Source organism: Ferdinandcohnia sp. FSL W7-1320 (assembly GCF_038050315.1).
Classification (GTDB): domain Bacteria; phylum Bacillota; class Bacilli; order Bacillales; family Bacillaceae_L; genus Ferdinandcohnia; species Ferdinandcohnia aciditolerans.
The window spans coordinates 2,148,770-2,174,500 of the sequence record NZ_JBBPAM010000001.1; the positions used below are offsets into that span (position 1 = coordinate 2,148,770).

29 protein-coding genes are annotated in these 25,731 nt (G+C 37.4%); 17 read left to right on the top strand and 12 right to left on the bottom strand.

Annotated features, from left to right (window positions below; translation table 11 throughout):
• Positions 1–79 precede the first annotated feature (79 nt).
• The 7 genes from NST91_RS10855 to NST91_RS10885 all read left to right on the top strand — a co-directional run bounded on the left by NST91_RS10855 (position 80) and on the right by NST91_RS10885 (position 6,285).
• Positions 80–931 (top strand): metallophosphoesterase, encoded by an 852-nt coding sequence (locus NST91_RS10855; protein WP_341331126.1) that lies wholly within the window; start codon positions 80–82, stop codon positions 929–931.
• A 188-nt stretch (positions 932–1,119) separates the two neighbouring features.
• Complete coding sequence (locus NST91_RS10860; RefSeq protein WP_341331127.1) at positions 1,120–1,905, top strand: GDSL-type esterase/lipase family protein; 786 nt, start codon at positions 1,120–1,122, stop codon at positions 1,903–1,905.
• A gap of 24 nt (positions 1,906–1,929) precedes the next feature.
• Positions 1,930–2,511 (top strand): YpmS family protein, encoded by a 582-nt coding sequence (locus NST91_RS10865; protein WP_341331128.1) that lies wholly within the window; start codon positions 1,930–1,932, stop codon positions 2,509–2,511.
• A 111-nt stretch (positions 2,512–2,622) separates the two neighbouring features.
• Positions 2,623–3,411 carry a DUF2935 domain-containing protein gene (locus tag NST91_RS10870; protein WP_341331129.1) on the top strand — a complete coding sequence of 263 codons (789 nt, stop codon included), beginning with the start codon at positions 2,623–2,625 and terminating at the stop codon, positions 3,409–3,411.
• 122 nt (positions 3,412–3,533) lie between these two features.
• On the top strand, positions 3,534–4,472 hold the full coding sequence (locus NST91_RS10875; protein ID WP_341331130.1) for a phosphotransferase: 939 nt from the start codon (positions 3,534–3,536) through the stop codon (positions 4,470–4,472).
• Between the two features lie 68 nt (positions 4,473–4,540).
• Entirely contained in the window at positions 4,541–4,981 is a 441-nt protein-coding gene (locus tag NST91_RS10880; RefSeq protein ID WP_341331131.1) for an SRPBCC family protein, read from the top strand.
• A 59-nt stretch (positions 4,982–5,040) separates the two neighbouring features.
• The gene (locus NST91_RS10885; protein WP_341331132.1) at positions 5,041–6,285 is read left to right on the top strand and encodes an aminopeptidase; all 1,245 of its coding nucleotides are present in this window, start codon (positions 5,041–5,043) and stop codon (positions 6,283–6,285) included.
• A 69-nt stretch (positions 6,286–6,354) separates the two neighbouring features.
• Here NST91_RS10885 and NST91_RS10890 read toward each other — a convergent pair whose 3' ends face one another.
• The gene (locus NST91_RS10890; RefSeq protein ID WP_341331133.1) at positions 6,355–6,876 is read right to left on the bottom strand and encodes an HD domain-containing protein; all 522 of its coding nucleotides are present in this window, start codon (positions 6,874–6,876) and stop codon (positions 6,355–6,357) included.
• Positions 6,877–7,026: 150 nt separating this feature from the next.
• On the opposite strand from NST91_RS10890, the gene NST91_RS10895 reads away from it, so the two are divergent.
• Complete coding sequence (locus tag NST91_RS10895; protein ID WP_341331134.1) at positions 7,027–7,770, top strand: AAA family ATPase; 744 nt, start codon at positions 7,027–7,029, stop codon at positions 7,768–7,770.
• A gap of 301 nt (positions 7,771–8,071) precedes the next feature.
• On the opposite strand, the gene NST91_RS10900 is transcribed toward NST91_RS10895, so the two are convergent.
• Both NST91_RS10900 and NST91_RS10905 read right to left on the bottom strand, forming a co-directional pair.
• The gene (locus NST91_RS10900; protein WP_341331135.1) at positions 8,072–9,238 is read right to left on the bottom strand and encodes a chromate transporter; all 1,167 of its coding nucleotides are present in this window, start codon (positions 9,236–9,238) and stop codon (positions 8,072–8,074) included.
• A 15-nt stretch (positions 9,239–9,253) separates the two neighbouring features.
• On the bottom strand, positions 9,254–9,562 hold the full coding sequence (locus tag NST91_RS10905; protein WP_341331136.1) for a PadR family transcriptional regulator: 309 nt from the start codon (positions 9,560–9,562) through the stop codon (positions 9,254–9,256).
• A 175-nt stretch (positions 9,563–9,737) separates the two neighbouring features.
• Between NST91_RS10905 and NST91_RS10910 the strand changes: the two genes are divergently transcribed.
• Together NST91_RS10910 and NST91_RS10915 are read left to right on the top strand one after the other, a co-directional pair.
• Positions 9,738–10,433 (top strand): AIM24 family protein, encoded by a 696-nt coding sequence (locus tag NST91_RS10910; protein ID WP_341331137.1) that lies wholly within the window; start codon positions 9,738–9,740, stop codon positions 10,431–10,433.
• Between the two features lie 347 nt (positions 10,434–10,780).
• Complete coding sequence (locus NST91_RS10915) at positions 10,781–11,230, top strand: hypothetical protein (protein ID WP_341331138.1); 450 nt, start codon at positions 10,781–10,783, stop codon at positions 11,228–11,230.
• 198 nt (positions 11,231–11,428) lie between these two features.
• Here NST91_RS10915 and NST91_RS10920 read toward each other — a convergent pair whose 3' ends face one another.
• The 3 genes from NST91_RS10920 to NST91_RS10930 all read right to left on the bottom strand — a co-directional run bounded on the left by NST91_RS10920 (position 11,429) and on the right by NST91_RS10930 (position 14,314).
• Entirely contained in the window at positions 11,429–12,430 is a 1,002-nt protein-coding gene (locus NST91_RS10920) for a glycoside hydrolase domain-containing protein (RefSeq protein ID WP_341331139.1), read from the bottom strand.
• A gap of 76 nt (positions 12,431–12,506) precedes the next feature.
• Positions 12,507–13,583 (bottom strand): TDT family transporter, encoded by a 1,077-nt coding sequence (locus NST91_RS10925; protein ID WP_341331140.1) that lies wholly within the window; start codon positions 13,581–13,583, stop codon positions 12,507–12,509.
• A 101-nt stretch (positions 13,584–13,684) separates the two neighbouring features.
• A complete protein-coding gene (locus NST91_RS10930; RefSeq protein ID WP_121448285.1) occupies positions 13,685–14,314 on the bottom strand; it encodes a homoserine/threonine efflux transporter in 630 nt (209 codons plus the stop codon).
• A gap of 139 nt (positions 14,315–14,453) precedes the next feature.
• Between NST91_RS10930 and NST91_RS10935 the strand changes: the two genes are divergently transcribed.
• A complete protein-coding gene (locus NST91_RS10935) occupies positions 14,454–15,278 on the top strand; it encodes a helix-turn-helix domain-containing protein (protein WP_121448286.1) in 825 nt (274 codons plus the stop codon).
• Between the two features lie 452 nt (positions 15,279–15,730).
• Here the strand turns inward: NST91_RS10935 and NST91_RS26295 are convergent, their stop codons facing one another.
• Positions 15,731–16,015 (bottom strand): phage holin family protein, encoded by a 285-nt coding sequence (locus tag NST91_RS26295; RefSeq protein ID WP_445724486.1) that lies wholly within the window; start codon positions 16,013–16,015, stop codon positions 15,731–15,733.
• 251 nt (positions 16,016–16,266) lie between these two features.
• On the opposite strand from NST91_RS26295, the gene NST91_RS10940 reads away from it, so the two are divergent.
• Together NST91_RS10940 and NST91_RS10945 are read left to right on the top strand one after the other, a co-directional pair.
• The gene (locus NST91_RS10940) at positions 16,267–17,241 is read left to right on the top strand and encodes an NAD(P)H-dependent flavin oxidoreductase (protein ID WP_341331141.1); all 975 of its coding nucleotides are present in this window, start codon (positions 16,267–16,269) and stop codon (positions 17,239–17,241) included.
• 95 nt (positions 17,242–17,336) lie between these two features.
• A complete protein-coding gene (locus NST91_RS10945; RefSeq protein WP_341331142.1) occupies positions 17,337–18,113 on the top strand; it encodes a class I SAM-dependent methyltransferase in 777 nt (258 codons plus the stop codon).
• A 40-nt stretch (positions 18,114–18,153) separates the two neighbouring features.
• On the opposite strand, the gene NST91_RS10950 is transcribed toward NST91_RS10945, so the two are convergent.
• From NST91_RS10950 to NST91_RS10960, 3 genes are all read right to left on the bottom strand, one after another.
• Entirely contained in the window at positions 18,154–19,362 is a 1,209-nt protein-coding gene (locus NST91_RS10950) for an MFS transporter (RefSeq protein WP_341331143.1), read from the bottom strand.
• A gap of 144 nt (positions 19,363–19,506) precedes the next feature.
• Positions 19,507–19,797, bottom strand: a complete 291-nt coding sequence (locus tag NST91_RS10955; protein ID WP_341331144.1) for a hypothetical protein — start codon at positions 19,795–19,797, stop codon at positions 19,507–19,509.
• Complete coding sequence (locus NST91_RS10960; protein WP_341331145.1) at positions 19,772–20,029, bottom strand: CGCGG family putative rSAM-modified RiPP protein; 258 nt, start codon at positions 20,027–20,029, stop codon at positions 19,772–19,774. The genes NST91_RS10955 and NST91_RS10960 overlap by 26 nt, the downstream gene beginning before the upstream one ends.
• Before the next feature lie 224 nt (positions 20,030–20,253).
• Between NST91_RS10960 and NST91_RS10965 the strand changes: the two genes are divergently transcribed.
• Complete coding sequence (locus NST91_RS10965) at positions 20,254–21,267, top strand: acyltransferase family protein (RefSeq protein ID WP_341331146.1); 1,014 nt, start codon at positions 20,254–20,256, stop codon at positions 21,265–21,267.
• 65 nt (positions 21,268–21,332) lie between these two features.
• Here NST91_RS10965 and NST91_RS10970 read toward each other — a convergent pair whose 3' ends face one another.
• Positions 21,333–21,578: a DNA alkylation repair protein gene (locus NST91_RS10970; protein WP_121448294.1), complete on the bottom strand. Its 246-nt coding sequence runs from the start codon at positions 21,576–21,578 to the stop codon at positions 21,333–21,335.
• Positions 21,579–21,696: 118 nt separating this feature from the next.
• On the opposite strand from NST91_RS10970, the gene msrA reads away from it, so the two are divergent.
• Both msrA and cspD read left to right on the top strand, forming a co-directional pair.
• Positions 21,697–22,659, top strand: coding sequence for a peptide-methionine (S)-S-oxide reductase MsrA (gene msrA, locus NST91_RS10975; RefSeq protein ID WP_341331147.1), 963 nt, complete (start codon positions 21,697–21,699; stop codon positions 22,657–22,659).
• 270 nt (positions 22,660–22,929) lie between these two features.
• Positions 22,930–23,130, top strand: coding sequence for a cold-shock protein CspD (cspD, locus tag NST91_RS10980; RefSeq protein WP_010283803.1), 201 nt, complete (start codon positions 22,930–22,932; stop codon positions 23,128–23,130).
• A gap of 317 nt (positions 23,131–23,447) precedes the next feature.
• On the opposite strand, the gene NST91_RS10985 is transcribed toward cspD, so the two are convergent.
• On the bottom strand, positions 23,448–24,314 hold the full coding sequence (locus tag NST91_RS10985) for a LysR family transcriptional regulator (protein WP_341331148.1): 867 nt from the start codon (positions 24,312–24,314) through the stop codon (positions 23,448–23,450).
• A gap of 120 nt (positions 24,315–24,434) precedes the next feature.
• On the opposite strand from NST91_RS10985, the gene NST91_RS10990 reads away from it, so the two are divergent.
• On the top strand, positions 24,435–25,721 hold the full coding sequence (locus NST91_RS10990; RefSeq protein WP_341331149.1) for an NCS2 family permease: 1,287 nt from the start codon (positions 24,435–24,437) through the stop codon (positions 25,719–25,721).
• The last annotated feature ends 10 nt before the right edge of the window (positions 25,722–25,731 follow it).

Below are 25,731 nucleotides of genomic sequence, written 5' to 3' on the forward strand. Positions count from 1 at the left end.
TCTTAGGTATCCATTCATTACCACTGCTTTTTTCGAATTCTATTATCTATAATGGAAGGAGAAAAGGTGGTGTTTTTTTGTGAAAATTTTTATCGCTCTTATCGCTATCATAGTAGTTTTCTATTTTCTTAGAAAAGCTAATAAAAATACGTATAAAGTGGTTGTTAACAAAATTTCTGTAAACCCAGAACAACAATATGTGAACCCAACACAAGTCAATGTTCTCCACCTATCAGACTTACATCTTGAAAATCTATCGATTACTCCTGATGAATTATACCGACAAGTGAAACATGAAAAAATTGACCTAATAGCCATAACTGGTGACTTCTTGGATCGTCAACGCAGTATTCCAAAACTCATCCCGTATCTAGACATACTAAATAAGATTGAACCTTCACATGGTATTTATGCTGTATTTGGAAATCATGATTATTTTTTACGAAAGAAAAACTTTGAAAAACTAAAACAGTTATTAGAGGAACATGGGGTGAGAACATTTCAAAATGAAAATGATTCACTTCTGATTCATGGTCATCGTTTGAATTTGATTGGGATTGATGATTTTAGTTCGAAACGGAGCAATCTAGTAGATTCTTATTCATCATTAAAAGCGGGATATAATCTTGTGTTAACTCACGACCCAAATCTTGTTTTGCAGATGAAGGAGTATCATTTTGATTATCTCTTATCTGGCCATTTTCACGGTGGACAAATTTGTTACCCGAAGCCTTATCACTTGGTGAAAATGGGGAAACTTGTTAGAATGAAGATGATAAAAGGTTTTCATACACATGATGGAAAACCGTTTTATATAAACGAGGGATTAGGTCAGACAGGCGTTAATATTCGCGTTCGAAGCAATCCTGAAATTACCATTCACACGCTAACGCTCGGAGCAAAAAACGTAGCGGAACACCAAGCAATGTAGTGAAGACGTCCATTTAGACGTCTTTTTTCATCATCTATTCAATGAATTGGTCAAACTTTTATGAAGATTGAAATTATTACTTTGAATAGAAGATATTTCAACGAAACATGAATCCTTAAAGGTTTTTTTACGTATGCTATAATACTAAACTTGTAGACAACAGTCTGGAAAGAAATGTGGTGAGCAAGTTGAACAAACCGTTATTAGCCATTATTATCACTAGTTTATTATTAAGTGGTTGTTCAGGTGGAATAGCTGCAACAACAACAGGTACAGCCACCAGCGACCATGATACAGGTCTATCTCCAAAGAGTGAAGTCCCGGATGATTTTATCCCTAGAGAACTTCGCATTGCATCAATTGGCGATTCATTAACAAAGGGTGTCGGTGATGAAACGAAGCAGGGGGGCTATACTTCGTTACTGGAGGAAAAGCTAATTAGTGAAAAAGATGTAAAATCGGTTACTCTCCAGAATTTTGGTGTGAAAGGTCATAAAACAACGGACCTTCTAAATCGATTGCAGAATGAGGAAGTTCAAGAAGGGATTGCGGATGCTGACATCATTATCATTACTATAGGTGGAAATGATATAATGAAAATTGTGAAAGAGAACCTTTTTGATTTATCATTACATGTGTTTGAGAAAGAACAGGCTAAATATGAGGTTCGCTTACAAAAAGTCCTCGAAAATATTAGAATCCATAATAGTGAAGCCGAAATCGTACTGGTTGGGCTGTACAATCCGTTTGGTTGGTTTATTGACCTTTCTACGGAAATTAATACAATTGTAGACAATTGGAACGAAGGTAGCGAAAGAATTCTTTCAACATTTGACCATACTAAATTTGTAGTCGTAGACGATGTTTTTAGTCAAACGAGTGATAATCTTTTATCAGAAGATGAGTTTCATCCAAACGCAAAAGGGTATGAAATAATGAGTGAGAGGATTTTTGAAGCAATCATAAAAGAGTGATTTCCTTCGTAGAGGGGGTCTTTGATGAAGGTAAAAAATAAATGGAAGTTTCTTTTTCTCACACTGCTAGCGCTTAATCTCGTGTGTGTACTTATCTTTTTTGGGTTGCTTTTCGCACCGAATAAAGAAGTGGCCCCGAAGGAAAATGTCGTATCTACAGATCATGTAAATCTGTCAGTCGAAACCAATAAAGAGGACTTAACGAGAGTAATCAATAGCTTTTTGAAAAAAGAAGCAAAGGATAACCCTCTAAATTACAAGGTTTTGTTAACGGAGCGGGTGATGCTCCTTGGAACGATTACTGTATTCGGGAAAGAAATTGATATGGTTATGACATTTAAACCTGAGGTAATTGAAAATGGGGATTTACGATTACAACAGGAGGCTTTTACCGTGGGTCAAGTAAGCTTACCTGTTTCCTTTGTACTTAGGTATATTAACGACTATTATAATCTTCCAGAATGGGTTCAAATTGATTCGAAAAAACAAGATATCTATGTCTATTTGTCGGAAATGAAAATGAAAAGCGATACGAAGGTAGCGGTCGAAACGTTTGATCTAAGCAAGGACGAGTTACGGTTCAAGTTGCAAGTCCCAATAGACTAGTAAGCAAACCAATGAATGGTTTGCTTTTTTTTATATATTAATCATTGAATGAGTACAATCCGTACCATCATATCTATGTAAAGGAAGGGTGAGAATAAGGGAGGGTGGGAGATGGCCGATCCAATTGTTACCAGGTCATTAGATGAGATTAGATTTTGGTCTAGAATAATGAAGGAGCACGCTTTGTTTTTGAGTTTGGGTTTTACGTATGAACAACAACAATTAATTAATGAAGCAAAGAATTTTATTACAGTGTTTGAAAGAATTGAGGAAAAGCTAGCTCGGTTTTCGGTTAATTCGGAATTACAGCAAGTGCAAGCGTTTAATAATGAAGTGTACCAAGCTGCTGCTTCTATATGGGCTTATAAAAGAAAGGTATTAGGGTTAACTTTACGTTGTGAGATTAGAACAAACAATTACCCTTTGTTAGTTGATCATATTAGCAGGGAAGCAGCCTATTTTGCTAATCGGTTAAAAGAACTTAATCAAGGAATTCTTGCGCCAAAACCAGAAGCTATTATTCAGGAAAATGTGTTTTTCCTTCGAATTATGGCTGATCATGCAAAATTTATCGGACATTTGTTAGACCCTTCGGAACGAAAGCTTGTTGACCAAGCTAGAGAGTTCAGTCATGATTTCGATCAATTGTTATTTCAAGCAATTGACTTAGATTCAATGCGACCACAGTCGGAAACAAAACCAATTTTAACTCAGTTTTTAGATCAAAATAGAGTATCAGTTGCCTCATTAAGAGATTTTAAGAAAACTGCGAGGGAGCTAATTGAGGCCTGTCGCATAAAAAGTAATATTCATCCTCTGTTAGCTGATCACACCTTTAGAGAAGCTGAAAGATTTTTAGAAATAATTGATTTATTTGAGTCGAGTTTACTAAAGAAATAAATAACGTTGTAACAGTAAGAGCAAATCGATGTTGATTTGCTCTTATTTTTACTTAATTAAAGGTATGGAGCATTTCTTTGTGGAAGAAGTATGGATATAATAATCGTAAGAGAGGTATTTTTATGGAAATGCACTCGGAAAAATGGTTCCAAACTGTAGTTGAAAGTGCTGGTTATAAAATCACTGGGCCAATTGTAAAGGTTAAAGAGTCTGATTTTTGTTTGATTGTACGAATCCCAACGAATAATGGAGATCTTTATTTGAAAGAAAATGGTTCCGCCACCAAACATGAAGCATCATTGTCTAAGTATTTAGATGGGACATTAAAAGGTAAGACTGCTCGTATAGTAGCATCAAATGAATCAGAGGGTTGGTTCCTAATGAAGGATCTAAAAGGGCAACCCCTTCGGAAGCTAAAGGAAAAAGTTCTTTGGCAACGAGCAATACAAGAATATGCAGAATTACAGATTATCCAAACGAATAATGTGGAAAGCCTTCTTGCACTGGGTGTACCTGACCGAAGGATTCCAATACTAAAACAAGAAATTGAGCAGTATTTACTAGACATGTGTCGAACAGGACTCTCAGAGGAAGAAACGAAAAAAGTCATGTCTCTCCAACCTGAATTTTTCGAGATGTGTGATTATTTGGGGTCGATAGTACCTGCTTCAATAGAGCATGGGGACCTTCATTCAAATAATATAAGACTAGTTAATGAGAACATCTCGTTTTTTGACTGGGGCGATACATCTGTTTCGCATCCATTTTTTAGTACTCGTATCTTCTGGCATGCGCTTGATGCTTTGATCAAGGTAGAATCCGATTGGCTTAAAGTTGTTGAAGAATTTCGCCCATTTTATTTAGAGCCTTGGACAAAATTTGCACCTATGAAGGAATTAGACAGAGCGTTACGGATATCTGATGAATTGGCATGTGTACAGCGTGCACTCAGTTGGCATTTATATTTGACACCTTATAGCAAGAATAAAGTTGAATTTGCAGCTAGGCCAGCACAATGGTTACGGCTATTGATGGAGCATCGTACATTGGTTGGGAAGTGAACCGTATTAAGTATATATTATGGAATTCTATCGTGTAATTAATATCCTCCAGAAAGGTGAGCTGTTATATGATCTCTGAAATAACATCAAAAATGCGAATTAATAGGTCGGCAAATGAGGTGTTTGAAGCATTAGTAGACCCAGAAAAAATCGGAAACTACTGGTTTTCATCTGGGTCAAGCCGATTAGAAGAAGGAAAGAAAATTACATGGATTTATCAGGAATATAATGCCGAATTAACCATTAAAGTAGTAGAGGTAGAACAAGATAAAAGGATTGTGTACAAATGGGGGGAAGGTGAGCAGGAAACGACAGTAACTTTTTACTTGCGAAAAGAGCAAAATGGAAGCGTTGTGCTCGAGGTAACAGAATCAGGTTTTAACACCAAAGACCCTGAAATTGTGAATACTTTGTTAGGTCAAAAAGAGGGATGGATGTATATGCTTTCTTGTTTAAAGGGATATTTGGAAAATGGTATCTCTACGCTGAGGGGTTCTTTAATTCATTAGGATTTTAAATGTGTGTTATGCTAGTATAATGGTATACATATTTTATTGGGGGTAATAAGATGGCTCTTCCACACTTTGAGGAGAACTTAAAAAAGTATGCGAAGCTTTTAGTAGCTAACGGACTTAATGTGCAAAAAGGTGATTGGGTTAAGATGACAATCACGGTAGATCAGGCTCCACTTGCTCGCCTTGTGACAAAAGAGGCATACGCATTAGGGGCTGAGAAGGTTATTGTAAAATGGTCTGACGATGAAATTACAAAAGAACATTATCTGCACCAGCCTAAAGAAGTGTTAACTGATATTCCTGAATATGAAATTCAAGAATCAGATGATCATGTTCTTAACCACAAGGTATGTCGACTTTCAATCGTTTCAAGTGACCCAGGCTTTTTAAGTGGGGTTGATTCTGCTAAAATTTCTGCCTATCAAAACAAAGCTGCAAAGGCTTTCAAAGTACAACGGGTTGCGACCCAAAACAATGATTTAAAATGGACAGTTGCAGCTGCTGCTGGAGCAGGGTGGGCGGCTAAAGTATTCCCAGACCTCTCAACAACTGAGGAGCAGGTTGATGCACTATGGGATCAAATTTTCAAAACATGCCGAGTGTATGAGGAAGACCCTGTTGCTGCATGGGATGAACATACAAAAATCTTAAATGAAAAAGCAGCTAAATTAAATGAAATCCAATTTGATGCATTGCACTATCGGGCACCAGGTACTGATTTAAAACTAGGTTTACCAAAGAATCATATTTGGGAAAGTGCTAGAAGTTATAATCCGAAAGAAGAAGAATTTATCGCAAATATGCCAACTGAAGAGGTGTATACGGCACCAGATACACGTCGTATGGATGGTGTAGTTCGAAGCACGAAACCATTAAGCTATGCAGGCACATTAATTGAAGGCATTGAGGTTCATTTTAAAGATGGTAAAATTGTTGACATCTCAGCGGAAACGGGAGATGAAATTATGAAGAAGCTCGTATTTGATAATGAGGGTGGAACAGGTCTAGGAGAGGTAGCATTAGTACCAGACCCATCACCAATTTCTCAGTCAGGTATTACATTCTTTAATACATTATTTGATGAAAATGCGTCAAATCACCTTGCAATCGGTGCAGCGTACCCTACAAATCTACAGGGTGGCACGAAAATGAATGAAGAAGAACTAAAAGAAAATGGCCTAAACGTGTCAACTGTTCATGTCGATTTTATGATTGGTTCAAGTGATATGGATATAGACGGCATTAAACAAGATGGTACAGTCGTTCCGATTTTCAGAAAAGGTGATTGGGCTATATAAAAATGAAACGAGGTCCAGGAGAAAGCGAATAAAGCATTTTCTCTTGGGCTTATTTTATTTGGCGTGAATTTATTGGTGTTTGCCGATTTCTTCTTCAACTAAGGCATCTAATCGCTCAATCATTTTCTTCGCTTTATCCTCATCAATCTCACGATAGTGGTGAAGGCCACCCTCTTCTTCATCAAGTTCATCCGCAAGCTTTGTGATGGCTTGGATTGGCGTACGCTTGATGAAACCTTCTTCGATATAGGAGTCCGTGTGGAATAGTATCGCATAAGCAATTTCCTTGGCATACTTCGGATTTTCACCTAATCGAATCAATAATTTATGAGCTCGTTCTGCCCCTTTAATGGCATGAATATCATTTTCCTTGTACATGCTATAATCCCATTTACCATTCTTATACCAAGTATAATGTCCCATATCATGCAGTAAAGCTGCCTTTGTAGCAAGATCGACAGAAACATTTTGCTGCTTGGCCATTTTGAATGCGTGGTAAGCACAAGCAATAGCGTGAGCCTTCCCAGAACGAGATAGGTATTTTTGCGCGATTCTGTGATTATAAATTTCAGTTAACGTAACATATCTCAATTTTAAGGCCTCCCAAAAAAGATAAATTTTTTGAATCTTATCATGGTTGAAAGATATTAGCAAGAGAGAAACATCGAATTTTATAGAAATGAGTGGAAGAACAAAGCGAACGTGTTAAAATGGTTTTATTACTTGAGCGTGGTGATTTGTTTGTTTTTAAGAAGTGTAAAATTATTAGCGGAAAAAATACAAAATAAGCGGGAATATCCTTTTTCGATACCCAGTATTAGAAGTTTCGAACAACTTGATTTCTATGAACCTGTTACGTTTTTTGTAGGGGAAAATGGGTCAGGAAAGTCCACTTTGCTAGAAGCAATTGCCCACCAGTGCGGGTTTAATAGCGGTGGAGGGGGAAGAAACAATTCCTACAATTTTGAAGAGGCGTCCCCAGCATTAAGTGAGTATATTCGACTCTCATGGATGCCAAAAATTAATCAGGGCTTCTTTTTACGGGCAGAAAGTTTTTTCCACTTTGCCTCGTATTTGGATCAATTGGCCGAGGAGGATCCTACTTTTAACTATGAGGGATATGGGGGAAGGTCGTTGCATGAACAATCCCATGGGGAGTCGTTTTTGTCATTATTTTTAAATCGGTTTGGTGATCAAAGTATTTATCTTTTGGATGAACCTGAGGCGGCATTATCTCCAGCGCGGCAGCTTGCCTTTTTACGTGTGATACATGACCTAGCTAAAGGTGGAAATGCACAATTCATCATTGCAACCCATTCACCTATATTACTTGGATATCCGGGGGCTCAGATTTATAATTTTGATGCATCACCGATTGAGCAGATCGATTATGAAGAAACTGAGCATTATCAGATTACAATGGGGTTTTTGAATCGGAGAGAACGGTATTTGGACGAGTTGTTTAGAGACGATGAGGAGGAATAGGTGAATGCAGCTTCGGGTTGGCTTTGTTCATTGATAGATGATACAAATATGGGTATTCGTTCCCTGAATTAAAATGTTTTCAGGGACTGAGGGTACGATTAGATGGAATCGTACCCAGGTCTAAAATGATTTTGAAGATTGAGGTAAGATTAAGTGGTAATCGTAGCAGGTTTAAAAGGTTTCCGAGACTGATGGTATGTTTAAGCATTAATCATACCTTCGTCATCTAGATTGGTAGATTGTTGAAACAATAGTCTCAGCCTATTCTTTTATGAATTAAAAAGACTACCAAACTGGTAGTCTAAAACAAACTAATAGCTGCTCCGCCAATTGCACCTGTCACCACTACAATCCAAGGTGGCAGTTTCCAATAGACAAGCATGCTGAACAAAATGGCTGCGAATGCAAAATCGATTGGTGCATACACAGTACTGGTCCAAATCGGGTGATAGAAAGCAGAAATCAATATTCCAACCACTGCTGCGTTAACCCCCATTAATGCTCCTCTAATTTTAGGGTTGCGGCGTACTGAATCCCAGAACGGTAGTGTTCCTAAGATGAGTAGAAAAGCTGGTAGAAAAATAGCCACCGTTGCAAGTAGTCCTCCTTGCCATCCATTGATCACAGCACCTAGATAGGCAGCAAATGTAAAGAGTGGTCCAGGAACAGCTTGTGCAGCACCATACCCAGCCAGAAATGCTTCTTCACTTAACCAACCTGTTGGGACAAATTCACGTTCTAAGAGCGGTAATACAACATGTCCGCCACCGAAAACTAGGGAACCTGAGCGGTAAAAGCTATCAAACATTGCAATCCATTCCAAGGAAGTAACTTCTCTTAGAATCGGTAAAAGAAGGAGCAAACCGAAAAACAATGTCAAACAGAAAACTGCGAATTTCCGAGAGATGGGGAACTGTAAATTGGTAGTCTCGTTATCTGTTTGATTTTTAAATAAAATAAATCCGAAAATGGCTGCAATGAGAATAACGCCTACCTGTGTAAAGGCCGTTTGCCATAGTAAAGTTCCAACTAATGCAAAGAGTGCAAGTGATTTTCTTTTTAAATCTGGGGTAAGTTTTTGTGCCATTCCAAGAATTGCATGTGCCACAACGGCTACGGCCACTAATTTTAATCCATGTATCCAGCCAACAGTTCCGATATTGAAACCTTGTAGGATTACCGCAAAAAGTATGAGTGCAATGACAGACGGAAGAGTGAATCCCAGGAATGATACGATTCCACCAAGTACTCCTGCACGCATAACACCAATCCCAATACCGACTTGGCTACTAGCGGGACCAGGTAAAAACTGACACAAAGCAACTAGGTCTGCATAGGTTTTTTCATCCATCCATTTTCGGCGACGGATATATTCTTCGTGAAAATAACCTAAGTGTGCAACAGGTCCCCCAAAAGATGTCAAACCGAGTCTTGTAGATACAAAAAGAATTTCGAGTAAATTTTTCATGATTTCCCCCTTCACCTAGTCCTTAATTTCTCTGAAGAGCTCATAAGCTTTGTTCCGAGCTTCGATAAGAACGGAATTTCCTTTATCTGTTGTGGTATAATACTTTCTAATTTTTCCTTCTACATTTTTTTCTTCTTTTTCTAATAGACCATCTGACTCCATGCTGTGGAGGATTGGATAAAGTGTTCCAGAACTTATCACATATCCATGCTCTCTTAGTTCTTCGAGCATCCATGCTCCAAAAATAGGGTGTTCTTTTGCATGGTGTAAAATATGAATCTGGATAAACCCTAGAAAAAGCTTTCTCACTATTTTATCTTCCACTATAGTAACCACCAATCATATTAATATAGAAAACCAATATCGGAAAACGATATCGAAATTATAGCATGCAAACAAAGATACCTAAAGTCTATAATGAAAATTTACAAAAACTTAACAATCTGAAACCTTTTTACTAGCCTATACGTATAAAAATAAACGAAAGGATGTGGGGGATATGAGTAAATATTCAATTGCGGAATTTATAAAAAACACGGAACAAGAAGATAAAGGGGAAGGGTTGTTTGAGTTAGAAACTCCCAGAATGCTTGAAGTAAATTTGAATGGCATGATTTGGGCAAAAGCGGGGTCGATGGTTGCTTATAATGGAAAAATTAAGTATGAACGAGAAGGAATCCTTGAACATGGACTTGGAAGTATGTTTAAGAAAGCGTTAACAGGCGAAGGGGCCTCGTTAATGAAAGCCAATGGGCAAGGGAAACTGTACTTGGCTGACGGCGGGAAAAAAATTATTATCCTGCAGCTTCAGAACGAATCAATATATGTAAATGGGAATGATCTTCTTGCCTTTGAACCATCCTTGAAGCATGAAATAAAGCTTATGAAGCGGGTAGCGGGTATGATGGCTGGTGGATTGTTCAATGTTCGCTGTGAGGGGAGTGGAATGCTTGCGATTACGACTCATTATGAGCCACTCACATTGCGGGTAACGCCAGGAAAACCAGTGATTACAGATCCGAATGCAACAGTTGCATGGTCTGGAAATCTTCGCCCTGAGTTCCAAACGGATATTTCGTTTAAAACATTTGTAGGTCGTGGAAGTGGTGAATCGATTCAAATGAGATTTGAGGGAGATGGCTTTGTCATTGTACAGCCGTATGAAGAGGTTTATATGCAGCAATCGAATAGCTGATATTGGAAAAGAAGCATAAGGGATTATACTTAAGTAGTTCAGTTTTTGTGGAGAAATATTCTAAATAGCATAGTAAATAGAGGGTTAAATCGCATACTGATTTAACCGTCTATTTTTGCCTATATATCAGTGTTTTATGTTAGAATATCCATAAAAAAGTAGTTGAAATCGCACGCTAAATAACAATGTGACAATAACTATTGTCAGGATGAAAATTGAGTTGCTAATTGCAATGCTAAATCTACTTGAACTTCATCTTAGGGTTTTTGGATTAAATGTTAAACTTAATAGATAGATTACCTGAAATATTTGATTAATGAGGCATCACTCATTAAAAGGGGAAGAATATGAAAAAGTCTTTAATTACTATAATAGTGTTAATTCTGTTAGCAGTTGGGATTTATTTCGTTATAGGGCTATTTAGTGTAAAACCACCTTCACCAACAATAACTGTCGGAGATAAAAAGGTTGGAGTAGTACAAGGTTCGTATTGTTGGGATGGATTAATTAATTCAGTTTGTGCTGATGCAAGTTCTCCGCCAGAAATCATTAAAAATCAAGACATAAAACCTATTGTTGTATCTCCGCAATCTAAACTGAAAATAGGGTTTAAAAACAAACCGCAAGAGGATACATTAAATGTAAATCAATGGCTTACCAATGAAAAAACAGAAAATGTTTCAATAAATGATAATGTGATTCCGTTGCCAAAAGAAAAAGGCATTTATGTGTACGATGTTTCTGCAAGGTGGGAAAAAGGAAGTTCAAGTTATGTCTTTGTAATTGAAGTTGAGTAAATGTCTTAATTTAACAATACCAATTTAAAAATGCTTGGGAACATCCCAAGCGTTTTTATGTGTTAAATACACTGATATTTATTTTGCAAATTCAGATGCTTTTTGGTAAGTGTTTTACACTGTTATTTTAAGTTTTCTCCACATTATCTGAACTACTTAGATTATACTTACGCTTCTTTTTTTGCATTCATATTTTTATTATGGTCTCCATAGGACATCAACGAGTTCACGTTTGAAAAGGTTTGTGTCGATGTTACAACTTTCAGAGTCTAAACCGTATTGCCAGCCCCATGCAAGTGAACCTTCTGGAGCACTCGGATTATATTTTGGTGCTTTGGTTTCTGCTGTTATTCCGACACTAGGTGCAGCTGTCCAAATATAGTTCTGTTCAAGGATGGCGCCTTTGCTTTTTCCGGCCTCTTGATAGGCTTTAAACAAAGCTTGTTCTGGGTCAAATACGCCATAGATTCCAGATTTATACGAAGAGCCATCGATTGTTTCAAACCATCCTTTAATAAACTCTGAATCAACTGGGTAGGTTGGTTCAATATCTGCAAAAATAGCAACTCCTTCTGGGATACTGATATCACCAGCTAGTTTAATTGCTTCCTTTGCATGCGCGACCCCATTGTCATAACCTGTTGCCTCATTAAAATGATTATAGATTGGTAAGATAAAATCGCCTTCAGCATGGATAATCTCCACCTGCTCAGCTGTCAGTCCTACTGAGATTCCTTCGCGCTCGCCAAGATAACGACCAAATACAACTGGATCACCAAAATTCTCTTTTACACATGCATAAAAATCCTTTGTCGTTTCACTTGCTGAATCAATTCCCCAAACAATTTCTGGGAGTTCATCGCTAGGCTTTGCTTTATCATTGTTGTTTTGTTTTTCATTGTTCTGTTTTTCTTCTTCTTTTTGTTTATCTTCTTCATTTTGCTTATCTTTTTCACTTTGTTTTTCTGAATCTGTTTGCTTAGCAGGTTCATTATTCTTTTCTTGATTTTGTTGTTCCTGGTTATTGGCTGGTGGTTCTTTCTTACCTGTATTGGAAGGAGGGGGAGTTGTCGGTGCTTCGGACGTTGGATTTGATGTTGCGGGTTTTGTGTTGTCTTCGGTTATATAGAAAAACACCGCACAGCTTAATAGGAATCCGATGATTACGGATAGTAGGATATTAAAAATTTTCTCTGTCATGTTATCACCTCACCTTAGATACCCTTTATATATATGTAAGGTGACAGTGTGCGGTGTGGGCTTGGAATTCTGAAGTTTAAACCGAGATTTCCGATACGGAATTTTTATACGTAGCACGGTGAAGTTGCATCATATACCTCAGACATAGAAAAACTTCAACCACTATTAGACTTAAAATGAGCCAAATACCAAAAGAAAGGACAAAATGCCGGATATGCAAAATAATGGCGATATCTGTTTGAAGACGGAATGTAAATGTATCAAACATGGCAAAGGTAAAAATCCGACTCCACTGGGTGACATCGTAAATAAAAATTCCTTTTTTAATTCCAAAATCCTTAAGTCTTAAATAAAGTCGGATGATCTCAATTGTCTCAACAATTAAATAAAGAGCAAAGACGATAATCCAGACCGTGACGATGATAGTAGGATCAACATTTCCGGATACAATGCAGGCAATTCCGGATATGGACAAGGCCCCGTGGAGAATACAGTTTGTGTTATTCCAGTCATCCTTGATGGACCAGTTTTTTCGAATATATCTTTTACCGATAAAATATATCCCAACACAATAAAAAAGGAAACCAATCATTAGCAAGGTTGTGTTCAAGTAGGTTGGTACATCAGGATATATGGTGTTTATTAAAAGGATTAATGATTGTGTACTAACTGTGGTTAGTAGTAGAATACCGTGAACCTTATGATAGGAATTGGTTTTGTGGATTTCGAAAAAGGCTACTATCGAGATAATTATATAAAATAGCCAGAAACCAAAATTTACAAGTGAGACGAGCATCGCTGGAATAAACCAATCGTTATAAATGTAAAGTAAAATCCCGCAAATGGAGGAAGCGGCTACCCAGGTTCCAATCCCAAATCGATTAATGGGATTTTTGATATGGAGTTCAATAAATTTTCCATTCCATATGGTCAATCCTAAAGAAAAAAGAAATGACAGCCATAGTGTAATGTTGATCATCACAATAATTTCACTATAAACATTAAAGCCTGTCGTGAAATAGTTGGATAAAACCCCTCGAGTCATAATTCCAATCGCCATTACAACGGCTAATGTTGAAGTTTTAACGAAAAGATTTGTGTACTTAATATAGATAATTCCAATTAAAATGAGCAGTACCCATAACAAAAACAATATGATCACCTTTTAAATCTAATTAATTACTAATCTATTTTACCATGTTATGCCTGAATGTGAAAAATCCGTTCAATGGATGAACGGATTTATGTATGTTATTAGATTCCAGTTTTAATGCCAAAGCCGACAAGGATTAAACCGGTTGATTTTTGGAATGCTTTGTTGAATTTCGGATTGTTGAACCACTTTTTTGCGTAATCAAGAATTGATACGAGGAGTAAAAACCAGACAATGGCAAGGATGGACATAATAAGGCCCATTATAATTAATTGTTGATTTATGTTCTCCTTCAAATCAATAAACTGGGGCATGATTGTGATATATACGAGAACGGTCTTTGGATTAAGTATGTTACTAAGTAACCCTTGCAAAAATGATTCTTTATGATGCTTTTTTGTAGGTGTAACCTGATTCTTTGCTTGTTCTTGAAGTTCATTCAATGACAAGGAGCTTTTTGTGAAGAAGCTTTTGATTCCTAAATAGATTAAGAAGGCAGCACCTGCATATTTAATAAAACTAAACAGAAACACGGACTTTGCAATTACAACGGATAACCCAAGAACGGCAATAAGTGTCCAAAAAGCGAGTCCCATCGACGTTCCAAGTAAAGTGTAGCGACCAGCTTTCGGACCGTATGTAAGTGTGTTTTTGATGATTAACATCGTGTCCACTCCAGGAATTATAACCATCATAGCTGCAATTGGTAAATAGGCAATTAGGTTATCCATTTTCTGTAGACCTCCATATTCGTTTTAGTGACTACTACAGTAACTACTTAAAGTTATTGTAGCAGAAATGATTGGAATGCATCAATACTTTTTGTTAGTATATTAGTTACAAAGGTAGCGACTAATTTGGAGGAAGTAAATGGATAATATTTTTGATACCTTAAAAAATTTACATTTTACGGAGTATGAGGCGAAGGCATATTTAAGCTTATTGGAAGAATCTCCATTAACAGGCTATGCGGTTGCAAAAAATTCTGGTGTACCTCGTTCGAAAATTTATGAGGTATTGGACAATTTGGTCATGCGTGGCGATATATTGGTCAGTCCAGGTAATACACCACAATATACGCCGGTTCCTGCCAAAGAACTGATCCGTAACCGTCGTACGAAGGCAGAGGAAAATTTTGATAAGGCAGAGAAGTTTTTTGAGAACTTTGAGCGTTCGGTTCATGATCGTGAAAATATTTGGAATATCACAGGAGATACAGAAATTCTTGATAAAGTACGGACATGTATTGAAGCAGCTAACAAACGAATTTTGTTAGAAGTATGGAAAGAGGAGTATGAGGTATTAGCAGATGATTTAAGAGCGGCTGCTAAAAGAGGTGTCAATGTTACGATTATAGCGTACGGAGAGGTTGAATCAGACTTTGCCAATGTGTATTTACATGATATGAGCCTGGATATTACGGAAGAATATGGCGGTAGATGGCTCGTATACAGTGGTGATGATTCAGAGGTCGTAGCTGGAATCGTGTCTTTAGGTAAAGATAGTCGCGCAGCTTGGACGATGCATGTTGGACTAGTCATGCCAATAACAGAGGTTATCATTCATGATTTATATTTGATGGAACTGTTAAACAAGCACCGTGATATCTTAGAAGAAAGCTTCGGCAAAAACCTAATTAGCCTCCGTCACAAATTTTCAATCCACCCGGATTTCAAAAAACATTATGTGAAGTAAAATGGGTATGGAGCGTTGGTCTTGAATCAGCGCTTTTTTTGTGTAAAAAGAATGTGTCTATCGCAAAGGATTTGGATAAAACGGGAAAATGTTAAAGCGAAAATGCCTGATAAGGTTGGGTTTGGATGCAACTGGAAGAGTCCGTGGTATAAAGATGAAATATGGTATGGGTTTTGTATGAAAATGAAAGATGCCATAGCATAAGGTTTAGATATGGAGTGGGTTTTGTGTAAACCTGGAAAAAGCCATAGCATAAGAATGAAATATGGTGTGACTTTTGTATAAATTTGGAAGAATTTATTTTGTAAGGTTTAGATATGGTATGGGTTTTGTATGAAAATGGAAGATGCCATAGCATAAGGACCAAATAGGGATACGTTTTGTATAAAATAGGAAAAATGCGAAGGGGGATCTTCCTTTGGGGACCAAAATCAGCCCCCGCGGTTAGCTAATTACTCATCTTTTTTATCCCTTACTGAGGAGATTCCGTGAATGGTGTTTTTGATGAGGTCTTCAGAGATCATGGTTGCACCTGTGACAAGGATAGCCTGCACAACGGATTGAATAATGAAACCATAATAGAGAAGGCAGGCGATGGTGGCGAATCCTAATTGAATCCATCTGTGTGTCCACCGTGGTATGAAAGGAGTATCTTTAAGGATGAGCCCAATGAAATACAGTACAGGTATTAAGATAAACGCATCTTGCCGAATATAAAATTTAAAATTTAGATCCATTTTTTCACCTTCAACATATCAAATCCTTTTAGGATAAATTATTCCAAATAGAAGGTATTGGTTAGTGTGAAAAGGATATTTAAAAATTATAGAGAATTATTTGACTATAACCCTATCAATATAGTATTACTAAATAGAAGGATGATTGAAAGCGATTACTAAATTATAATTACAGCATCCTGTCCTTCTCTTATTCAGAATGATTTATTTTCAATGCAAGTAAATATGTTTTGAAATTGGAGGAAGTAAATATGTCGAATATTCCATCTATCCTAAACTCCTTAAGGTTACCTGTTATCGGTTCACCAATGTTTATCATTAGTAATCCAAAGCTTGTGATTGAACAGTGTAAGGCAGGGATTGTAGGGTCGATGCCTGCACTGAACGCTAGACCCGCCTCACAACTCGATGAATGGTTGGCTGAGATAACAGAGACGCTGGCTGATTACAATGCGAAAAATCCTGACCGCCCAGCAGCTCCATTTGCTATTAATCAAATCGTACATAGGTCAAACGATCGGCTTGAACATGACATGGACCTATGTGTGAAATACAGGGTACCTATTATTATCACCTCACTAGGGGCTCGTGAAGAGGTGAATGTCGCAGCTCATAGCTATGGAGGAATCGTTTTACATGACATCATTAATAATAAATTTGCACATAAGGCAATTGATAAAGGGGCGGATGGCCTAATTGCCGTCGCTTCAGGTGCAGGAGGTCATGCAGGAAGCAAGAGTCCATTTGCGTTAGTTCAGGAAATCCGTGAGTGGTTTGATGGTCCCTTAGCTTTAGCAGGGTCCATTGCATCCGGGAAGTCGATATTAGCAGCTCAAGCTATGGGAGCAGATTTTGCCTATATTGGTTCACCATTTATTGCAACACATGAGGCACGAGCAGCAGAAGACTATAAGCAAGCTATCGTTGATTGCAATTCGGATGACGTTGTGTATAGTAATTTATTTACGGGAGTTCATGGAAACTATCTTGCGCCATCCATTCGTGCAGCAGGCTTAGATCCTGAAAATCTTCCTGAAAGCGACCCATCAACTATGAATTTTGGTGGTGATGGGAAATCAAAAGCTTGGAAAGATATTTGGGGAAGTGGTCAAGGCATTGGAGTGATTAATGAAGTAACAAGTGCAGGAAACTATATTGAAAAACTGCATCAGGAATATATTGAGGCAAGGGAAAACTTATTGAAGACAAGTCAAGTCTTTGCCTAGTGAGATAAATGAATTCGTGTGCTTATTCCTAAGTTGATTTTTTTATCGGAGTAAGCACTTTTTTTCATGTTTGTTGGAGGGGAGGAGGAATTACAGTGGACATAGCTCAGCATAACAGAAATGCTTGGGATAAGAAGGTAGAAGAGGGGTCTAGATATACTCGATCGGTGAGTAGTGATGTAATCGAAAAGAGTAAAACTGGTGTGTGGGAAATCATTGTTACAACTGAAAGATCTGTCCCCAGGCACTGGTTTCCGAAATCATTAGATGGATTGAAAATACTTTGCTTAGCGTCTGGTGGGGGACAACAAGGGCCAATCTTAGCTGCGGCTGGGGCAGACGTGACTGTTTTTGATCTATCTAAAAAACAATTAGAGCAAGATGCAAAGGTAGCAGAACGTGAAGGATTAACGTTAAAAACAGTACAAGGTGACATGTCTGACCTTAGTGAATTTGAAGATGAGTACTTTGATCTGATTGTTCATCCTGTTTCTAATTTATTTGTTAAAGATGTGCGTCCCGTCTGGAATGAAGCATCTAGAGTATTAAAAACCAATGGTATTTTGATTGCTGGGTTTACGAATCCCTTACTCTGGATTTTTGATGAAAATCAAGAAAATAATGGGATTCTAGATGTAAAACATCCTATACCATCTTCGACCCTGGATTATTTACCAGAGGATGAAGTGCAAGATTATATCAATTCACATCAAACAATCGAATTCGCCCATACGCTGGAAGATCAAATCCAGGGACAAATTGATGCAGGGTTTGTAATATCAGGTTTTTTTGAAGATGATTTTGGAGGAAAAAGAATAGTAGATAAATATATTAAAACATTTGTTGCTACACGAGCTTTAAAGTTGAAATAAACGCTCAGAGACCTCTGAGCGTTTGTTTATACGAACTAATTTATTTCTTAGCTAGTACCCCTCGTTTCACTACGTGTTTTCGTTGGTCCCCATTCAAATAGGCAGTGGCGAGTGCAACTAAGAGCAATATTCCTGTTACCGTGAAAAGCATTTGTGTAGGAAATAGGCCACCTAATACTCCTCCGATAAGTGGGCCAATCATACCTCCAATTTGATTTGCAGTTTGACTTAGGCTGAAAGCTCTTCCGCGGAAATCTTCTGGCGTAATCTTGACGATGAGCCCATTTAAAGCAGGGAAGATCGCGCAGAAGAATACTCCATAGGTAAAACGAATAATTGAGAAGCCCCAGATTTGGGTAAAGACAATCTGCGCTAATGTACCGATTCCAGCCCCCAACAGCCCAATGAATAAAATCCTATGGAAACCCACTTTATCCGCCCATTTTCCCCATACAGGTGCAAACAATGCACTCGCAAGACCTGGTAATGCTATTACAAAACCTGTCAGTAATGTTGTATAGCTTGTGTGGCTTGCAATATCAGCGATGTATAGTGGTAGAATTGGGTCAATAATCATGGTAGAGCAACTGACCATTAAAGTCAGAATTAAAACAAGGAAGAATGGGCGATTGTCGATTGCGATTTTAAAATCTTTTATAACCGAACCTTTTTCCTTGTTCGCTTTGAAGTTTTCTTCTTTTACGAAAAAGATAATTAAAATCGTCGCCAATAAGACAACAACTCCTGCGCTTGCAAAGGCCCAGCGATTACCCCATAGTTCAGCTAACCCCCCACCTAACAGTGGTCCAATAATCATCCCGGTTGCAGCTGCAGATGAAATCATGGAGAGAGCATACCCAACATTTTTCGTTGGTGTATTTGTACCGACAAGGGCAATTGAGCCTGGAATAAACCCACTTAGTAAACCTTGCATGATACGTAAACCTAAGATTTGATAAGGATTTGTAACAAATGCCATTAATGTATAAACGAGAAAAAGGGCAAAGCCAGCCCTTACAATCATTGGTTTACGTCCGTACTTGTCTGCAACTCTTCCCCAAAACGGTGTCGCAAATGCACCTGCAAAAAATGCGGCCCCATAGATTAGCCCTGACCATAATTCTGTGTGGTCGTGTACCCCGATTTCTAACAAAAAGATTGGTAAAAACGGGATAACCATCGAAAATCCTGAAGCGGTAAAAAAGACACCAATCCAAAGAACCCATAAATTTCGTTGCCAATTCGGCATGATTTTTTCCATCTCCTAAAAAAGATACTTGTTTTTTTAATAGATTTATAGTACCACAATTGTAGATTATTTTCATTAACGAAACTTTCGGTTTATGAAATATTTTCGAAGCTAAAAAAAATACTCAAAGTCCCTGAGTATTTTTTAGTGAGGAAAATAAATTTGTAGGATGTGTGTTCCGTTTGTTAATTGAAAAAAATCACGAAAATCCGGGAGAATCTCAATTGTTTGATAGTTTATTAATGAAATCGTTTGTTTCACTTCGTTTTCTTTTATGAAAAGCAGTGTATTACCCTCGACACATAAGCTTGAAAAAAAGAATCCATTACGTTCGATTAATTGTCCATCCTCATACCAATTTATAACGACCTGCTGATTGGCGTATTCCATAAGCATATTTAGAACTTCTTTATTTTTTCCAGACGCGAAAAACATAGCCACCACACCCACATTGGTCAATAAATCGATAGGACACACTTGATTCGTACTTGAGATTTATAGCTTCTGCAAGATAGTGAGAGGGGTTACCGAAATTTGCAGGTGTGACAAGATTGACATAGCAGCCACGTTCAGTCTCCTCAATCGCATTTAACCCTTCTTCAATTACTAAAGAAATATTGTGCTCGTAGTCCCCATGCTCTAAATCAATCGACCAATCCTTCGTCATTTTCATCACCTCAACCATATTATAAAGCTTGAGAATAAACCTGAAGATGATATGAATCACAGCTCAAAACGTCTAATAAGGTTTGTTTCATTTTTATTAAGATTTTTCAGTATAATTACAAACTGGCCATTAATATTAAAAAGACATTTACAAATCAAAGACAATTGCATAAACACCCTCCTTGCGATGCTATAATACGATAACAATAGTTTGGAGGTTTTATGATGGCACATAAGCGAGAGTATTATTTTGATAACGCAAAGTTCATCTTAATATTCCTTGTTGTCTTTGGGCATTTTATTCAGCCTTTTATTGATGATCATAAAATCATCATGACAATTTACCACTTCGTATATTCGTTTCATATGCCTGCTTTTATATTAGTTTCAGGGTATTTTGCAAAGGGATTTAGGAAGGAAGGATATATTAAAAAGACGGCAAAAAAACTGTTGATTCCCTATTTAATTTTTCAGCTTATCTACACGATTTATTATTACTACCTATATAATGGTGAATCACTTTTATTTGAGCCATTTAATCCACAGTGGTCACTCTGGTTTTTAATTAGTTTATTTTGCTGGAATGTGATGCTGTATGCGTACACGAAACTTCCGATGAAATGGTCGTTGACTATCGCAGTTTTAGTGGGGATAGGTGTAGGATATATTCCCTTTGTGGAAAATTACCTAAGTTTATCTCGGACATTTGTCTTTTTTCCATTATTTTTGTTAGGTTTTTATTGTAAAAGAGAACATTTTTCAGCCTTGAAACGCCCGGCAGTGCAGGTGGGATCAGGAATTTTGCTTTTAGCTATTTTTATCGGCTATTATTTCGTTCCAGAGTTCAACACCGGTTGGTTGCTTGGCTCTAAGTCGTACGAAACGTTATCTCATGTGAATCTTGGCGGACTCATTCGATTAGCAGTCTACTTGGTATCAGTTGTTATGACGTTTGCCTTTTTCTCACTTTTACCGAAAAAACAGTTTTTCTTCACAAGCTGGGGCACACATACATTATATGTTTATTTACTGCACGGTTTTGTCATTAAATATTTCAGAAGTAGCGAATGGCTTGACGTCATTAACAATACCGGAAATATTATCATATTAGTAATTGCTTCACTTGTCTTAACGTTGTTATTATCAACGAAAACAATTAGAGCGATTACTCAACCGTTAATTGAACTTCGAATCTCCATCATCAAGAGGTTCTTTAATTTCAAACAAGAAGGCTACTAATAAAAGGGACGTTTCTCTTGGTCCGGTCAGTACCGTAAAACCAGGAGAAACGTCCCTTTGTGTTTTTACCCTTTGTAATTTTGAGCTCTTTTAATGAAGGATTGTTCATCTTCAATCAGGCCACATACACCGCACTGTACTTTGATTTCTGGTCCACGGTATGGAACATGGAAGGGATCAAGGTTTTCAGTGTATTCCTCCATAACTTCACCACTTTGCGGATCCATTTTTACGGATTTAGGCACTTGTTCAATAATATTAAATCTAGAGCGGTTGGTTTTACAATTAGGACATAAATAAGGACTACTCATTCTTACACCTCCTATTTTTTACTTTTTCCAATTAAGGAAATACTATGAGCGTATTTTTTTGAACAGACAGCAGAAATGATATAATGAAATAAAGTAAAAGGAGAAAGGAAGAGGGTATATGGAAAATACACATGAGAAAGTAGAAAAAGCAACCTTCGCTGGTGGCTGCTTCTGGTGTATGGTTAAGCCGTTTGATACACAGCCAGGAATTATTGAAGTTGTGTCTGGTTATACGGGTGGAACGAAAGAAAACCCTACGTATGAAGAGGTTTGTTCGGATACAACAGGACATTATGAGGCCGTTCAAATTACATTTAATCCAGATATTTTTCCTTATGAGAAAATAATTGAACTCTTTTGGCAACAAATTGATCCAACAGATGCAGGTGGCCAATTTTTCGATCGTGGTGATTCCTACCGCACAGCAATTTTTTATCATACGGACGAACAGAAAAAGATTGCTGAAGAATCAAAACAAAAACTAGCTGAAAGTGGAATCTTCACAAAACCAATCGTAACACCAATCCTTCCTGCAAAGGAATTCTATAGAGCAGAAGAATATCATCAGGATTATTATAAAAAGAAGCCTGAACACTATAATCGATATCGCAAGGGTTCAGGCAGAGACAAATTTATTAGAAAACATTGGTCCGCGAAGGAATACGAAGAGGCTAAGAAAAGTCTGACAGAGATGCAGTTCCATGTCACACAAGAACAAGGGACAGAACCTCCGTTCCGAAATGAATACTGGGATAACACAAAAGAAGGCATTTATGTTGATATTGTTTCAGGTAAGCCATTGTTCAGTTCATTGGATCAATATGATGCTGGCTGCGGCTGGCCAAGCTTTACAAAGGCGATTGATGCGAAAGAAATTGTTGAGGAGCTAGATACTTCTCATGGAATGATCCGTACTGAGGTAAGAAGCACTACAGCTGATTCCCATCTTGGCCATTTATTCTATGACGGACCAGGACCAACTCGTATGCGTTATTGTATAAATTCCGCAGCACTTCGTTTCATTCCAAAGGAAGATCTTGTAAAAGAAGGCTATGGGGAGTACGTGAAATTCTTTAACTAAATCGAGAGAATGCATGTCTATACAGCATGTATGAGAAAATGACTATTTTTATATTTGTTGGTTGACTCTGGTAATCTGCGATGATATGATGAAATAGACCATTTTGTTGCGTTATATAAGTTTAAAGAAAGAAAGAACGATAATTTCATTTTAGAATCAGGCTATTCTTCTGAAGTTATATGTGAATTTGTTTTAGATTTATGTAAGTGTACAATGGTTAATTTTTCAATGCACAAATGGTTTGTGTGTTCATTTTAGGAGGCATATTTCATGCAAAATGGTAAAGTAAAATGGTTTAACAGCGAAAAAGGATTCGGATTCATCGAAGTACAAGGTGGAGACGATGTTTTCGTACACTTCTCAGCAATCCAAGGCGAAGGTTTCAAAACTTTAGAAGAAGGTCAAGAAGTTTCTTTCGAAATCGTTGAAGGTAACCGTGGACCTCAAGCGTCTAACGTAGTTAAATTATAATTTAACCCATAAATAAAAACAGTCCTACTGAAGTAGGGCTGTTTTTTTTGTGGTGATTTTCGAAGTAGTGGGTCAGAGGGACAGGTCCGTTGTCCCAGATGGGTTTGTGGTTTGATTAAGGACTTAGAGAGTGCCACAAAATGGGTTTAGCGATACAAGCTAGTGTGCTAGAAAAGTATTTAGTAAATATGATAGTGTCTTCCGTACCGTCCCAAAAGGTGAAGCAGACTTCTGATGGCAAATTACTTGTTACAAAATAGTAAGCAATCGCCTGAAGGTACGAATAACGGCTAATCTTACGAACCCTAGTGTACTAATTAAGATAATTCTTGTTTAACCAACTTGATAAAGTTCTTAGCAGGGGTTGAGACATAGTGATGCTCAAGCCAAATCACACCTAGTGAGGAATGCATTGTTGTATCTTTAATCGGAGCAGAGTATAGATCTCCATCCCCATATACATCAAACACCGATTTTGGCACAATCGTTGCTCCCATGCCTCCTTTAACCATTTCCATCAATACATGCATATCTGAGCACTCCGCAATACTTGTAAATTGAAGCTTTTGTTTAGAAAATGCTTCGTGAATGATATTATAGCTTCCCAAACCTTCAGTACTTGGAATAATGAGTGGCAATTGTGAGATTGATTGCAGCGAAACTATGTCCGTTTTCTGCTTACTCACAAAAACAAAGGGCTCACTAAGAAGGTGTTCATATATGAAACCACGATGTTCAAGCGGTAGTCTTACAAATGCCATTTCAATCGCGCGTGATTTGACCATTTCTGCCAGATAAAAAGAATCATTTTGAACAACTTTAATCGAAACGAGTGGGTATTTTTGGTGGAAGGCACGAAGCATGTCCGAAAATCCAGAGACAGATAACGTGTTTAAACCCACCGCGAGTACACCTTTTGTACCTTCTTCTGTTTCTTGAATTTCATTTTTTATTTCCTCAATACTGTTCACGAGATGCAATGCACGTTGATAGAGAACCTCACCTTTATCCGTTAATTCCATACTTTTGCCAATACGTTCAAATAATTTGACTCCAAGCTCTTCTTCCATCTGCTTTAGTAGCATGCTAAGAGGCGGTTGAGACATATGAAGTCGATTGGCGGCTGCTGTAATATTTTTTTCTTCAGCGATTGCAATAAAATAACGTAACTGCTTAATATCCATCAAATTTCTCCTTCTATATAAAAAATATATAGTTTCTATATATATTATATATTTTCCGAATAGTAGAAGTCTATGTTATGATGAATATCGTTTTTAGTGGACGTGAGAAAGGTGATAAACATGGAACGTTTTTTTAAATTGCAACAACATGGTACGACAATTGGAAAGGAATTTTCTGCAGGATTTATTTCATATATAACCGTTGTCTACATTATTATTGTCAATGCAACAATCCTCGCTGTAGCGGGAATTCCTATGGAAGCGGGTATCATTGCTACTATTTTAACTAGTTTCATAGGATGTGTAGTGATTGGGTTATGGGGGAATACACCGATTCTCCTCATTCCTGGAATGGGATTAAATGCGATGTTTACCTATACAATTGTACAATCCGGAGGATTTACATGGCAGGAAGCATTAGCTATGGTTTTTGTAGCGGGACTCATTTTCGTTGTTATTGCTTTTACACCATTAGCGAAAGTGATTACTTCCTCAATTCCAGCCTCTTTAAAAGAAGCGATTACGATTGGGATTGGAATTCTGTTGATATTAATTGGGTTTGACAACGCAGGGATAATTACTAGTTCAGAACACACTCTGCTTGCTATCGGTGATTTAAGTAGCCCGACAGTGATAATTACTTTTATTGGTTTAATTATTACGGTTTTATTATTTATTAAAAATGTACCCGGTAATCTATTGTTAAGTATTTTGATTACATCGGTATTAGCGATAATGTTTGGGGGATCAAACGTAGAGGGAATCTCCTTATCTACACCAGATTTCAGTGAATACTTTGGTGTGTTTGGTCAATTATCTTGGGCACAAGCAGGGAATATTATTTTTTGGCTAACTTCAATTTCACTTGCAATGGTGCTAGTATTTGAAAATATTGGTTTAATACATGGACATACGAACATGTTAAAACGTCCTGAGAGTAGTAAAAAATCCCTTCAGGCTACAGCCGTTTCTGTTTTATCTTCTGGAGTTTTTGGAACGAGCCCAACTGTTGCTTCAGTGGAGTCAGCTGCTGGAATTACGGCTGGAGGAAGAACTGGACTAACAAGTATTGTAACAGGGGTTATGTTTTTAGTTTCTATTTTATTTATACCAGTGATAAAAGTGGTTCCCGCAAGCGCGGTTTCACCAATTCTAATCTTAATTGGGGTTCTGATGTTGCAAAACATTGTGAACATTTCAATGGATGATTTCACTGAGAGTTTCCCGGCGCTTTTAATTATCGTGTTAATTCCATTAACGTATAGTATTGCGGACGGCATGGCAATCGGCTTTATTATGTACCCTGTCATGAAACTTTTGATGGGCAAAGGAAAAGAAATCCATCCGGCACTATATATGATTGCGATATTGTTTATTAGTAATTTTGTCATTCAATATGTGTACTAAAAAATAGCAG